Here is a 13,256-nt window from a genome sequence, read left to right on the forward strand (position 1 = left end):
CTAAAGAAAAAGACCGCCTTATCCGACGGTCTTTTGAATCGATGAAATTGCCTTCTGATTCGGAGCAATAATGGACAGTTGATGCAACGTAATTTCTGGCCTACTTCCCATCCTTAAATTAATCGATGTTTGACCAAGTCCTTCATTAATATAAAATGGTTTCCCATCTTGTCTATGAAGCCCCTTCACCATATTCATCCCTGGCAGCTTCCCCATTCTTGCAAGATGATAGGCTTTCGGATAACAAACCTGTCCGCCATGAAAATGTCCTGCCAGCAAGTAATCAAAATGATGCTGCTGCATGTGCAAGACGATATTCGGGTCATGTGTTAATACTAGATTCATTCCGTATTCTATCCCCTCGTAAGACTTAGAAATATCACTTCTTCTTGTATGAAAATCATCAATTCCTATGATGTTTATTGGGGTCCCATGAACGTGAATCACTGCATGTTCATTTTGTAGGACATTACAATTAAATGCTCTCAACGTATCTTTTAGTATCTGTAAGTTTTTTTCACTTAAGAGATAGTCATGATTCCCTAATACAGCATATATTCCATACTCTGGTTTTAATTGATTTAACACATCCAGATAAGGGCCAAGTTTAAGAAGGGTTTTTTCACGGTCTAGAAAATCACCTGTTAAGGCAATTAATTCAATATGCTTGTCTTTTAATCTATGATAAAGTTCTTCTGGAGTTATAGAAATTTTTTCAAGATGAAGGTCAGAAAGATGAAGAATAGTTAGGTTTGGAGCTTTTTGATTCGCTAAGTCTTCGGTTATTTGAACTCTATTCAGAACAATGTCTTTTGTATTATTGTGTGCCTTTTTCAATACTGCTACAAGTACAATACCTATTAATAACAAAATGAAAACGAACATTTACCTCACTCCCTCCGAATAGAAATTGTACTAAATTAGCTAGTAAATTGTTATGGTAAATGGTGTGAGAGTATGTAATTATTTCATTATGTTAAAAAATCTTAATGAAATAGAAGAAGGAGCTCGGTTGCCCCTCCTTCTTAATAAGCAACAAAAAATAGCTCATTATAAAGAAAGCATTTCTTAAAACGTTGTATCGTCTTACACGTAAAACCAGCTTGTTCAAAGTAATCATGATATCCTCGTTCATTTTGAATGTATGAGCCATTATCCGCTGTTTGCATATACCAATTACTTATATGCTTCTTATCAAATAAACACGGTTCAATTGCCACAACCATCCCGCCCGGCTTAAGCACAGCTTTGAACTGTATTGCATACTCTCTAATTTTCTCCGGAGGAATATGGTGTAGTACTGCAATGATTAAAACGACATCTACCGAATTCTCTTGCTTGGTAAGTTTATCGTTATCAAACACATTGAAAACATAATCAGGGTAGAGCTTTTTAGCATATTCAATCCGCTTCACGTCTGGATCGATTCCTTGATATTTTTCTGGACAACAAAGGGTACAATTCACTCCTGTACCCGCTCCAAAATCTAGTACATGTTTGTCGTCTAGCTTCAGAAACTTTTCAATCCTATTGTGGATATAAAATCGACTTAGCCACTTGGGACGGATAATCCGATGATATAAGATGGGGGATAGTTCCACTTTTTATACCTACTTCCTATAGAAAAACTTATTCACCCCTCCTGATGTCAGGGAAGAATCAACCATTAAGCTTCCCTCATTTCCATTCCTCATACAATTTTGAACATAATTAAAGCCCAAAGCGATTGATCATCACTTTGGGCCTTAAATCCTGCTACTATTGAGGTAAATGGTTTAAAAAGTTTTCATAAGCAAACCCTCTTACTTCCTCTTCCTTATAATGCTTCATTAGTTCATTTATTAGATTTTGGTACTCACCTGCATGGTTTAATCCTTCTACAAATTGGCCAATTCCGTCAAAATCGGAGCCGAACCCAATCTGTTTAACACCACCTAGTGCACACATATGATCAATATGCTTAATCAGATCTGATATCGTGGTCGTCCCATCCTCTTTTATAAATGGAGGATTAAAGACGACATGTATTAATCCATTGTTCTGGAACATAGCTGTTATTTGCTCATCGTACAAGTTTCTAACATGATCGCATAAAGCACGTGCATTGGAATGACTAGCAAGTGGATAATCCGCCAAATCCATCACGTCCCAGAACCCCTTAATGGATAAGTGCGATACATCGGTAAAGACACGATGTTCATTGTTGAGTTTTACTACATCTTTCCCTAATAACGTGAGTCCGCCACCACGAGGCTCCCCGACTCCATCCGCACAAAGGTTGGCATTATTCCAAGTAAGACCAACCGATTTCACACCTAATCTGTATAGCGTTCTAAGTTTCGTTAAATCGTTTCCAAAGGCATCCGCGCCTTCTAGAGTAAGTACAGCACCGATTTCCCCTTCTTTTAAATCATGAAGCTGATTCCACTCTCGGATGTGTACCATACCTGGACTTGGCAGCACATCATTGTAAAAGAAATCTATCTGCTCTAAAGCGTGTTGCCACTTTTCATTATCAGGTAAGTCTGGTTCCACGAAGATGGCATAGAATTGCGCAGCTACTTTCCCTTGTTTTAAACGTTCTAGGTTTGTATCTAGCTTTGGGTCATGCTGGTAGCTCAACAAATCTGTCTGGTTCACCATGTGAAGTCTTTTGGTAAGTTGTAATTTCAGTAATGCATCACAATGTGTATCAATTAGTTTCATGTTTTGCCTCCTTTGCACTATCTATAAACGCTTCATAAATCCGGCGGGCATCTTTGTCGTTTGCTTCTAATAGATTTTCTGGATGCCACTGCAGTCCTAACACAAACGGATGTGTCACACTTTCGATGGCTTCATTAACACCATCCGATGCTTCGGCGACACTAGAGAAACCTGGTGCAATGGTACGGTTCGCCTGATGATGCCTGCTATTAACCAGCAGTTTCCTTTTTCCCGTTATACGGTGAAGTAAAGACTTGTCTTTAACCCATGCGTAATGAGAGGCGTGGGCTTTTGGAGCCTGTTGTTGATGCTGAATAAGCTCTTGATTCATTTGCTCATAGATATCTTGATACATATCCCCTCCTGCCGCAATGTTTAGAACCTGACACCCTCTACATACAGCCAATATCGGCTTGTTACGTTCCAACATATATCGTAGTAATGCGAGTTCAAACGTATCGCGATCAGGTGTAATGGTACCTAACTTCGGATGAGGCTCTTCTCCAAACAGTAACGGGTTAATGTCATAGCCACCCGTTACATATAGACCATCGAGTTGATCCCCTATCGCTTTAATATCTTGCTCATTCGTCATATTAATAAGTGCAATTGGCAGTCCTCCTGATAGCGTAATAGCATCTATATTGGACTTACTGACGGATAAGTGTGTATATTCTACATCTATAGATGTAGTAATTCCAATCACTGGTTTCATTTCAACCCCTCCTAATATATGTACTTACTCTCATTGTATTTTTCATTTTGAAAATGTTGACTTCATCAGTATATATCAGATAGGAAAGCCTAGTTTCCATCATACTACCATAACTTGTTCTTTTCTCTATACATAGCCTTCCTCCGCCAAAAGTAGGAGATAACTTCCCACCAATATACGATGCCATCGTTCTTGCTTTTCTCTAATCTTATAAGTAAGAAAAGAAATGAAGGGTGAGATGGACATGATAGAAAATCAAGTAATTATTATCACAGGTGCTAGCTCTGGACTTGGAAAAGCGCTAGCCACCGCTTTCGCCAAACAAGGGGCAAAGCTGGCAATTTGTGCTAGGAATGAAGAAAGACTATATAAGGTGGAGCACCAGCTAATTAACCAAGGGGCAGAAGTATTAGCGGTAAAAGCAGATGTATCCAGAAGGGAGGATGTCGATCGGTTTATATCTCTCGCTGAAGACCGCTTTGGCAAGGTGGATGTCCTGATTAACAACGCTTCCGTTTTCGGACCAGGCCCAAGCTTACTCGTTGACTATCCAACCGAAGCTTTCCAGAATGTTTTAAAGCTAAATACATTAAGTGTTTTCCTCGTTACGAAACGGGTTCTTCCAGGCATGCTTATTCGAGATTCCGGTTCCATCATTAATGTAACCTCTGAAGCTGGAGCTACAGGCTTTGCAGAGTGGGGAGCTTATGGCATTTCGAAATTTGCTTTAGAGGGGTTAACCGAGACATGGGCAGATGAATTGCAGAAGACAAAAATTCGAGTCAACATGGTGGATCCCGGAGAAATGGATACTCCGATGCACGATGTTGCAGTACCTGATTGCGACTATGAGCTTGGAAGCCCGGAAAACCGAGTGGACGTATTCTTATACTTAGCCAATGCTACAAACGTTCATGGTAAAAGACTAGAAGCACAGCATTTTGAAGCGAAAGGGTTTGGAGACCTATGAACGAGGCAATGTTTAAAATTCCTGACCACTTACATGCAACAGAGCCTGTTGAATTTACAAAAGGATCTAGGGATCAAGTGAGTCTCATGGTAACCGATTCACCAAGTGGACAATGTGAGCACACACAATTCCCCTTACTAATAAATTTTCTAAAAAAAGGAGACTTACTCGTTTTTAACAATAGTCGAACGATTCCTGCTCTCATGATTGGTAATATTGGTGAAAATCGGGCGGAAGTACGTTTGTCACACCGAGTCAATGACTCCCAATGGCGTGCACTTGTTTTGACGGAAGAAATAGAGCTGGGAGATACTATTATATTTTCGAAAAACCTCCTCGCCGTTGTATCAGAGGGATGTGAAAATACTCCATTATACACGTTAAGCTTTTCTCAATCAGGAAGCTCTCTCGTGGATGTCTTTTATCAAATTGGGAAGCCCATCCATTATGAATATATAAAAAAGGATATACCATTAGACGCTTATCAAACCGTGTATGGAACAGTACCCGGATCTGTGGAACTAGCTTCAGCAGGACGACCGTTCACTTGGGCAATGCTCCAACAATTAAAAGACGCCGGAATCAACATCGCATTCCTTCAACTTCATACAGGGCTAAGTTACTTCGAAAATAATCTATGGCCTAATCCTGTACAACAACCTGAGCTTTTCCATGTACCCGAACGCACTGCACGGTTAGTCCATGAAACAAAAAAACGAGGCGGGCGCATTATAGCGGTTGGTACAACGGTTGTACGTGCTCTTGAGAGTGCGGGAAAGAATAGAACAATAAAAGCATTAAATGGATCCACTAATCTTTATATCCACCAAGCCTATAACCTTAAGGTCATTGACGGACTTTTAACCGGTTTCCACGAGCCAGAAGCAAGTCACCTTGATATGCTGTCTGCATTTCTACATCCTGATATACTGAAGTCCACTTATGAAGAGGCACTCTCTAAACAATATCTTTGGCATGAATTTGGGGATATAAACCTTATCTTAGCAGGTTGCCTATGAAGATACACCATATTGGAATTGAGGTGCTGGACTTAGCTAAGTCCATAGACTTCTATGAACACTTCTTTCATTTTAAAAAGGAACAAATAATGGATGTAGAAGGTGAGACCTTAGCCTTTCTCTCCAATGGAAGTGTAAGACTAGAACTAGTATGGAGCCCTTTTCATAAACAGAACACGTACGGGTCCCTCCATTTTGCTCTGGAAGTGGATGATATCAACCAATGGGTAAGTCGTTTGAAAGAAAAGATGCTTTTCCCTATAGAGGGTCCTAGTCAACAAAAAAACGGGTGGTACACTGTTTTCTATAAAGGCATGAATGGAGAAGTGATTGAATTCATATCTACATCCGATGACTAGAAAAAGAGGTTGAGACAAAAGTATATAAAGCAATGAAAAAATGAACAATTATAAATTGTGCCTATACCCCGCTCCGGAAATATACGACGCTTTCCGTGGGCGGCTGGTGAACCTCCTCGTGCTGACGAACTGTGGTATCTCACCGATGCCTTTCCTCCCGCTAGAGTCTACGTATAGTTCCGGAGCTAGTATAGGCTGTTGTTCTCCTTTTTGGCTTAACCTTTTCGTTATGTCCCAGCCCCTTTTCAAAAGACATTTTTCCAAATCACTTGGATGGCCATCGCAAAACAAACGCTCACCACAACTGGTTTTATGATTGAGGCTCCTTTCGCCAGAACCATTCTTGCTCCGATTACCGAACCTACAACCTGTCCGCTCATCATGACTAATCCAACAACCCAAGCAATTTGTCCAAACAGTAAAAAGGAAAGCAGTGCCGCTACATTACTTGTGAAATTAAGAACCTTAGCATGAGCAGTTGCCTTAGGAGCGCCAAACCCACAGAGTGTAATGAATGCTACCGCCATCAAACTACCAGTACCAGGCCCAAAAAAACCATCATAAAAGCCAAGTATCGGTGCAAAGGTTAGAGAAAAAACGGAAAATTTTATTTTTGCTTTACGATCAATATCATCTACCTTTGGTGAAAACAAAAAGTAAAGTCCAATGGAAATAAGCAAAAATGGAAGAATGAGTAGTAAATATTCCGCATTAATTTGTAACAGTAACCAGCCTCCGAATACAGCACCTATAAAGGTCATGAGGACTGCTAGCAAAATCGCTTTAACATTTACAGCACCTTTTTTAAGAAAATAAAGAGTCGACACGAGTGTTCCACTGCTACCTTGCAATTTATTCGTCGCTAAAGCTGTCGCTGGTGGCAATCCAGCTAATAGCATCGCGGGTATCGTAAGTAATCCACCGCCTCCTGCAATGGTATCGACCCAGCCAGCCACCGCAGCAACTATAAATAATAACAAAAGAATTTCTATACCTATCTCCATTTTATTTTCCCCCAAAGGCCTTTTAAAGTACTCAGACTTAAACGCTCAGAACTTGTGAACGAAACTCTGAATATTTTATCGTAGTCTTAGGGGCATAGCAATATGTTTATAGGAACACCTATAAATGATGGAGCCATAAGGAGATAAACACACCAATAGCGGTAATAAAGCCGACACTCGGTCCACCTTCTTCATACGCCTCTGGCATCATGGTAGAAGCAATCATCGATATAATCGCTCCACCTGCGAATGAACTCATAATTGCTTTAATACTGTTGGACGCTTGTTCCAGTAAATAGGCTCCCAAAAAAGCACTTAAAGCTGAAAACAGGACAACCGATATCCATAACAGAATGATTTTCTTCTTTGAAAACCCACTTTTTTGCAAGCCGACAGTACTAGAAATCCCTTCGGGTAAATTACTTATAAAAATAGATATAACCAAAGCTAAGCTCACTGATTTTCCGCCAACCAAACTTAGTCCTATCATCGCTGACTCAGGTAATGTATCCATGACAGTTCCTATAAATATCCCCATTCCAGATCCACTTGATTTTCCATCCTTACGTGCTGGGTTTCGATCAGAACCTTTTCGTTGATGTCCACCTTTTCGAGATACGATGATGTCTAATATGGTGAAAAGGAGTGCTCCTCCTAAAAAGCCGATGGCTATTTCCCTAAAGCTGCTAATCTCCAACGCATCTTCTAATAACTCATATGAAGTCGCTCCAATTAACGCACCTGTTCCAAGCGCCATAATAAACCCAATCACTTTTTTCGGGATATGAATGGATAACACAATAATGGCACCTAATAACGTAGCAGAGGCTGCAATAATTCCCCACATAATGGCTTGGAACATACATGTACCTCCTATCTAAGTAGAAAACCCTTTTATCATTTTTTCATTCTAGTTACTAAATTATACAGAAGAAGGGGGGCGCGCTATGTAATAAGATAACTTATATAAAAAAGAGTATCCAGGTGGATACTCTTCCTTGATTGTTATTTCAGTTTCTCAATTTCAGGGAATTGTTTTAGTACACTTTCTACTAATTTGTCCCCTTCCTTCAATCCAGATACCTCAAAAAGCGTTTCTTTATAGCCCTTCTCTTGAACTAAGCTTTGTAGTTTAACCGCTTCTTCATCACCTTGGTCTTGATATTGAAGTGCAGCTGCAATAGTTTTCGATAAATGCTCTGGTTCCTTCTCTAACAGCTGTAAGTATAGACTAGCCGGACGAATTAATCGATCGTTAGGTCCAAGTTTTCTTAAAGGAGCTCGGCCAACACGATTCACTTCATCTGATACATATGGATTTTTAAAACGATGGATAATTTTTTGAATGTACGATTTATGTTCTTCCGGACCAAAACCATACTGTTCAACAAGCACAGCTCCTGATTCTTCTAAAGCACCTTGCAAAAGCGCTTCTACTTGCGGAGAATCAATCGCTTCTTTAATGGTCTTATAGCCTAAATAGGCGCCTAAGTATGCAACAACCGCATGACCGGTGTTTACCGTAAATAATTTCCGTTCAATATATGGTGCTAAATCAGAAACATAGGTTAAACCTTCTATATTTAGTTTACCAGCTTTTAATTGACTTTCATCCACAACCCATTCATAATACGGCTCTACTGAAACAGCTAACACATCCTCGTTCACTTGATTGGGAACAATACGGTCTACTGCTGCATTTGGAAACCCAAAAAGAGCTTCAAAGCTACGCTGTTCTGCCTCTGAAAGTTTTTCAAACACTTTTTCTTTAAGCAGAGAGCTTCCACCAATCATATTCTCGCAAGCGATTAAATCTAGTGGCTTTTTATTTTGTTGATAGCGTTGTTGTAGGCCTTTCGCAATAAGATCTGCTATGATTGGTAAAATAGTTGGTCCTACCGCTGTTGTTACAATATCTGCATCCGCTATCGCTTGAATTGCAGCGTCTGGATGTTCCCCACTGTTAATTCCTTTTACATTCTCTACTGGAAGCTGCTCACTATTTTCATCAGAGAGTGTTACCTTATACGATTTACGTTCATTTAGTGCATCAATCACGGTTTTATTTACATCCACAAACATTGTGTGAAAACCGGATTGATGGAGTAATAATCCAATGAATCCTCTTCCAATGTTCCCTGCTCCAAAATGGACAGCTCTCATCTTAATTCACCTCAGCAAACATATCAAGAATCTCTTGCTTGGATTGGGCTTGAACCAATTTCTCTACGTTCTCTTCCTCCGCACAAACTAATGCAATCTTCGAAAGGATTTCTAAATGCTCATTTCCTTTACCCGCGATTCCAATTAACAGCTTCACCGTATTTCCGCTACCAAAGTCGATCCCTTCTGGTGCTGTCACAATGGATAAACCTGTTTCTTTCACAGCTGCTTTCGCATCCTCTGTACCGTGTGGAATTGCAACATTATTCCCAATGTATGTTGACGTCACTTCTTCTCTTTCTAACATTTTATCTACGTATGTGTTATCTACGTATCCATTATCTACTAAAATGTTACCTGTAAAGCGAATTGCTTCCTCTTTCGTCCCTAGATCGGCTCCCAATCGAATATTGTCTGTTGTCAAAATATCTTTAGCCAAAACAAACACTCCTTTATAACTTTTCATTTACAAATAAGTTTAATTGATGTGATAAATACCTGCTAATACGTTCCTTGTCACAGGATTCAAATACTGCAATACTTTCCTTGTCTCTAACTAATAATCCACTTATATAGCCTAGAACTTCTAAACTTTCTTCCGTTGCTTCTTCTGGTGCAAGCATTAGTATAAGACAGGACATGTTTATATCCTTTCCATCCATTGCGGAAACCATGATTGGATTTTGTAGCCCATAAAAGGTGAGGGAAGGCTTGCGTATGGCGGAACTCCGCGTATGAAACAGCGCTAAGGCTGTTTGCGGGACTCCCATCCCTCCCATTTCCTCTCGTTTCATCAACTTTCCGATGACTTCTTTTTTGTTATCCGTCACTTGAATGGATTCTAACTGCTTGCCTGCTACTTCAAGTAATTCTTCAATTGTAAGATGTTTTTCGATATTGGTGACATAGATACCACTTAGAAGGTCTAAACAAACATTTGAAAAATGGTGCATCGCGATCAATCGCTCTACGGATTGAATCTTCGTGTCTTGGGTTATGTCCTTTTTGTTGGAATACGTTGTCCGCTTCTGAATCGATTGATTTCGAACAAATTTCTTCACTTGGTGAATTTCCGATTTTGTTAAAATAGGTGAGACCGTGACATAATCATCATCCTCTAATTGGGATAAGGGCACAGTTGATACAATAACATCATACGAATTATTATCGATACGATCCAATTCAAAAAGTGACTTGTTGTCAACGGTTTGCACTTCCGGAATTTCTTGCAATAGGCGTGAAGCGAGCATCTTCGACGTACCGATTCCACTTGCACATATGACAAGTGCCTTTAAATCCGATTGATTTTCCACCTCTAATAAAGAAGAAGCAAAATGTAATACTAAATAAGCAATTTCTTCCTTCGGAAACTTTATTCCTTCAAAAACGCTTTCCACACCTTCTTCTATAACATGAAATAAGGAATGGTAGTCTTGTTCAATCTCTTCTAAAAGTGGATTTTTTATTGTCATATTTTGTTGCAACCGATAGATTGTCGGCTTCAAATGAGCTACTAAGTCGTTAAACAAACGTGTGTGGTGATTGAGATCTTCTTCCAACTGTTCCCCCACATATTGAATGAGTTCCTTCGCTCTATAGGCTACATCTAAACTGGATTCCTCTAACACATAATCATCGTTGTAGCGAATTTTCGCTCCCATTAAATGCATCGTGATATATCCGATTTCATCCTCCGGTATATGCATGTGTAGAGACTTCTCCAAATCTTTGATTAAGGCTCGAGCAATCTCAAATTCGTTCGTTTCTTTAATTTCATTTAAATATTCCGGATCAAACTGAATATTCCCACCCTTTTGAAGCCTTTCTAACGCCAATGCCAAATGTACAATGATGCCAATATACGCACTGTCCGCTAGCTCATAAGGAAGCTTACTTCTTACACGTTCCACCGATTTTTCGATCACATATAGCTTTTCTTTCGCTACCATGCCTAACAGTCGATTAGATATCATATCAAGCTGTTGCTTTGATTTGAGATGAATATTGTTTCGAATTAATTCTAAGAAGTCCATCTCATTGACGTGCTGGGAAATTAAATAGCTTAACGCCGCTCTTTTGTCTTTCTCTTTCCCGTCCACTCGCACGCCATATCCTCTTCTCCTTATTAAGGAGAGATCAAAATCATCCAATCTGTCCGCAATTTTATCGAGATCATTGCTCACGGTTGCAATTGTAACTTGAAGCTCACTGGCTAAGGTAAATAACTTTATCGGCTCATGGGACTCTAACAAGGCTGACATAACAATGGCTTGTCTCTCTTCTGGCGTATAATCCGTATGATTCACTTGGAACAAAGCAACTTCTAATTGTTCTTTTTGCTCTTTTTCTCCTTCTAGACTTATCCCAACTCCAGATTTTTTATTAAGAGTCAGGTTAAAGTCAACTAGAAGATCCCCAACATCCTTGAGGTCACGGTGAATCGTTCGTGTACTTACATCTAAGTGCTCCGCTACTTCTTGAATCGTTACTTCTCGGTCATTTTCCAATAGAAACTCTAAAATTTTTCGCTCTCTGCCCGAAATATACAGCCCTGTCACCCCCTTCATTATCCCCTTAGTATGACTCAACTTTCCTACCTTAATAATAGACCTCTGTGTTTTCATCCTCAATAAATACCCTTTCTCATTTTCGTCATGGAGAATGTTGCCAAAAGTTAATAAGTGCCTCTTTCTCCTGACTCCAGATCAATCAACATAAAGAAATAAAAAGTCCCCCTAATTAGGAGGACTTTTTTCTTATTATTTCTTTAATTGATTAACTAGCTCTTCATATTTCGGACTGTTTAAGAAGTTTTCAACCGAAATATGTGTTGCATTAGGAAGTTTTCCTTTTGCACGATCTGTTAAGTCTTTATGAGTTATAACGATATCCGCATCACTTGGCAATTGGTTTATTGCCGTATTGGTTACTTCAATGTCAATGCCAGCTTTTTTAAACTTATCACGCAATAGAGAAGCACCCATTGCACTGGATCCCATACCTGCATCACAAGCGAACACGACTTTGTTTACCTCACCAGAAACTTGTGATTCTGCAAAGCTTCCAGCTACAGTGCTTTTCTTCCCTTTCATTTCTTCCATTTTTTGTGCTGCAGAAGAAATGTCTTCTTCATCTGCTTTACTGCTCTTCAGGATGAAAGATGCAACTAAGAAGGAAACAGCAGCTGCTACAAGCACCCCAAGAATAACACCTATAAAGTTTCCTTTAGGAGTCATCGCCATTAAGGAAATGATACTTCCCGGAGACGGTGGAGATGTAAGCCCGGCATTGAATAGTGAAAATGTGAAAACACCACTTACGCCACCCGCAATAGCCGCAAGAATCAACATAGGTTTCATTAAAATGTAAGGGAAGTAAATTTCATGAATACCGCCCAAGAAATGAATAATTACCGCGCCTGGTGCAGATGCTTTGGAAGCACCTTTTCCAAATAGCCAGAATGCTAAAAGAATTCCCAATCCAGGCCCTGGGTTCGTTTCAAGTAAGAATAAAATAGATTTACCTTGTTCAGCTGCTTGCTCTACCCCTAGTGGACTTAGTATTCCATGGTTAATTGCATTATTAAGGAATAATACTTTTGCTGGCTCAATAATAATGTTTGCTAGTGGTAAAAGTCCTGCATCTACAATTACCTCTACTCCATCAGCTAATAAATTGGTTAACGTTTCTACAACTGGACCAATTATTTCAACTGCCAAAAGTGCTAATGCAGCTCCAAGGATACCTGCTGAAAAATTGTTATAAAGCATTTCAAATCCCGAACGAATCTTAGCTAAAAATACATCGTCCAACTTTTTGATTAAGTAACCACCAAGTGGTCCCATAACCATCGCACCAAGGAACATAGGTATGTCAGCCCCTACAATTACTCCCATCGTCGCAATTGCACCAACTACCCCTCCGCGATAATCGTGAACTAGGCGTCCCCCAGTGAAACCAATAAGTAATGGTAATAAGTACTTAATCATTGGATCAACTAATACCGCTACTTCTGCTGCGAATTCTTTATCCGGCCACCAGCCAGTTGGAATAAATAACGCTGTAATAAGTCCCCATGCAATAAATGCACCGATGTTTGGCATAATCATCCCACTAAGATTACTACCAAACTTTTGAATTCTAGCACGCGCTCCTGTTTGTGCCATCTTTATTTCTCCCTTCCATAGATAAAATTAAAATAATGACAAAAGCTTGATGTCTAAAAATAAGAATGATAAATTCCTTACCTTTATCATAAAGCGTTTTCAAGTATATCTTCAATTCAATCTAATCGGTCTTTTGTCATAGTGGTTGTTGACA

13 protein-coding genes are annotated in these 13,256 nt (G+C 39.6%); 3 read left to right on the forward strand and 10 right to left on the reverse strand.

The annotated features are described in order from the left end of the window. Window positions 1-18: 18 nt before the first annotated feature. From FN924_RS17640 to FN924_RS17655, 4 genes are all read right to left on the reverse strand, one after another. Complete coding sequence (locus FN924_RS17640; RefSeq protein WP_143896762.1) at window positions 19-885, reverse strand: metallophosphoesterase; 867 nt, start codon at window positions 883-885, stop codon at window positions 19-21. A gap of 140 nt (window positions 886-1,025) precedes the next feature. Beyond that, window positions 1,026-1,601 (reverse strand): class I SAM-dependent methyltransferase, encoded by a 576-nt coding sequence (locus FN924_RS17645; RefSeq protein WP_143896764.1) that lies wholly within the window; start codon window positions 1,599-1,601, stop codon window positions 1,026-1,028. Window positions 1,602-1,758: 157 nt separating this feature from the next. Then, on the reverse strand, window positions 1,759-2,706 hold the full coding sequence (locus FN924_RS17650) for a dipeptidase (RefSeq protein ID WP_143896766.1): 948 nt from the start codon (window positions 2,704-2,706) through the stop codon (window positions 1,759-1,761). Then, window positions 2,693-3,421, reverse strand: a complete 729-nt coding sequence (locus FN924_RS17655) for a gamma-glutamyl-gamma-aminobutyrate hydrolase family protein (RefSeq protein ID WP_143896768.1) — start codon at window positions 3,419-3,421, stop codon at window positions 2,693-2,695. Before FN924_RS17655 ends, FN924_RS17650 begins: the two co-directional genes overlap by 14 nt. 244 nt (window positions 3,422-3,665) lie before the next feature. On the opposite strand from FN924_RS17655, the gene FN924_RS17660 reads away from it, so the two are divergent. From FN924_RS17660 to FN924_RS17670, 3 genes are read left to right on the forward strand one after another with little or no spacing between them, the layout of a single operon-like run. Further along, window positions 3,666-4,391, forward strand: coding sequence for an SDR family NAD(P)-dependent oxidoreductase (locus tag FN924_RS17660; protein ID WP_143896770.1), 726 nt, complete (start codon window positions 3,666-3,668; stop codon window positions 4,389-4,391). Continuing rightward, window positions 4,388-5,410, forward strand: coding sequence for an S-adenosylmethionine:tRNA ribosyltransferase-isomerase (locus tag FN924_RS17665; protein WP_143896772.1), 1,023 nt, complete (start codon window positions 4,388-4,390; stop codon window positions 5,408-5,410). The genes FN924_RS17660 and FN924_RS17665 overlap by 4 nt, the downstream gene beginning before the upstream one ends. After that, window positions 5,407-5,769 (forward strand): VOC family protein, encoded by a 363-nt coding sequence (locus FN924_RS17670; protein WP_143896774.1) that lies wholly within the window; start codon window positions 5,407-5,409, stop codon window positions 5,767-5,769. The genes FN924_RS17665 and FN924_RS17670 overlap by 4 nt, the downstream gene beginning before the upstream one ends. A gap of 245 nt (window positions 5,770-6,014) precedes the next feature. Here the strand turns inward: FN924_RS17670 and FN924_RS17675 are convergent, their stop codons facing one another. The 6 genes from FN924_RS17675 to FN924_RS17700 all read right to left on the reverse strand — a co-directional run bounded on the left by FN924_RS17675 (window position 6,015) and on the right by FN924_RS17700 (window position 13,102). After that, window positions 6,015-6,773 carry a TSUP family transporter gene (locus tag FN924_RS17675; protein ID WP_143896776.1) on the reverse strand — a complete coding sequence of 253 codons (759 nt, stop codon included), beginning with the start codon at window positions 6,771-6,773 and terminating at the stop codon, window positions 6,015-6,017. A gap of 118 nt (window positions 6,774-6,891) precedes the next feature. Continuing rightward, a complete protein-coding gene (locus FN924_RS17680; protein WP_143896778.1) occupies window positions 6,892-7,635 on the reverse strand; it encodes a ZIP family metal transporter in 744 nt (247 codons plus the stop codon). 143 nt (window positions 7,636-7,778) lie between these two features. Then, on the reverse strand, window positions 7,779-8,936 hold the full coding sequence (locus tag FN924_RS17685; protein WP_143896780.1) for a mannitol-1-phosphate 5-dehydrogenase: 1,158 nt from the start codon (window positions 8,934-8,936) through the stop codon (window positions 7,779-7,781). Window position 8,937: 1 nt separating this feature from the next. Further along, window positions 8,938-9,375, reverse strand: a complete 438-nt coding sequence (locus FN924_RS17690; protein WP_143896783.1) for a PTS mannitol transporter subunit IIA — start codon at window positions 9,373-9,375, stop codon at window positions 8,938-8,940. A gap of 13 nt (window positions 9,376-9,388) precedes the next feature. Next, window positions 9,389-11,494, reverse strand: a complete 2,106-nt coding sequence (locus FN924_RS17695; RefSeq protein ID WP_228409502.1) for a BglG family transcription antiterminator — start codon at window positions 11,492-11,494, stop codon at window positions 9,389-9,391. A 201-nt stretch (window positions 11,495-11,695) separates the two neighbouring features. Then, window positions 11,696-13,102 carry a PTS mannitol transporter subunit IIBC gene (locus FN924_RS17700; RefSeq protein ID WP_143896787.1) on the reverse strand — a complete coding sequence of 469 codons (1,407 nt, stop codon included), beginning with the start codon at window positions 13,100-13,102 and terminating at the stop codon, window positions 11,696-11,698. Window positions 13,103-13,256: the final 154 nt, after the last annotated feature.

Origin of the sequence: Radiobacillus deserti (assembly GCF_007301515.1) — a bacterium.
Classification (GTDB): domain Bacteria; phylum Bacillota; class Bacilli; order Bacillales; family Amphibacillaceae; genus Radiobacillus; species Radiobacillus deserti.

What these genes read in the sequence shown, in the direction of transcription:
- FN924_RS17665 (WP_143896772.1), top strand. Translation starts at nt 4,388, where the DNA reads ATGAACGAGGCAATGTTTAAAATTCCTGACCACTTACATGCAACAGAG.
- FN924_RS17670 (WP_143896774.1), top strand. Translation starts at nt 5,407, where the DNA reads ATGAAGATACACCATATTGGAATTGAGGTGCTGGACTTAGCTAAGTCC.
- FN924_RS17650 (WP_143896766.1), bottom strand. Translation starts at nt 2,706, where the DNA reads ATGAAACTAATTGATACACATTGTGATGCATTACTGAAATTACAACTT.
- FN924_RS17680 (WP_143896778.1), bottom strand. Translation starts at nt 7,635, where the DNA reads ATGTTCCAAGCCATTATGTGGGGAATTATTGCAGCCTCTGCTACGTTA.
- FN924_RS17700 (WP_143896787.1), bottom strand. Translation starts at nt 13,102, where the DNA reads ATGGCACAAACAGGAGCGCGTGCTAGAATTCAAAAGTTTGGTAGTAAT.
- FN924_RS17640 (WP_143896762.1), bottom strand. Translation starts at nt 885, where the DNA reads ATGTTCGTTTTCATTTTGTTATTAATAGGTATTGTACTTGTAGCAGTA.
- FN924_RS17660 (WP_143896770.1), top strand. Translation starts at nt 3,666, where the DNA reads ATGATAGAAAATCAAGTAATTATTATCACAGGTGCTAGCTCTGGACTT.
- FN924_RS17685 (WP_143896780.1), bottom strand. Translation starts at nt 8,936, where the DNA reads ATGAGAGCTGTCCATTTTGGAGCAGGGAACATTGGAAGAGGATTCATT.
- FN924_RS17675 (WP_143896776.1), bottom strand. Translation starts at nt 6,773, where the DNA reads ATGGAGATAGGTATAGAAATTCTTTTGTTATTATTTATAGTTGCTGCG.
- FN924_RS17655 (WP_143896768.1), bottom strand. Translation starts at nt 3,421, where the DNA reads ATGAAACCAGTGATTGGAATTACTACATCTATAGATGTAGAATATACA.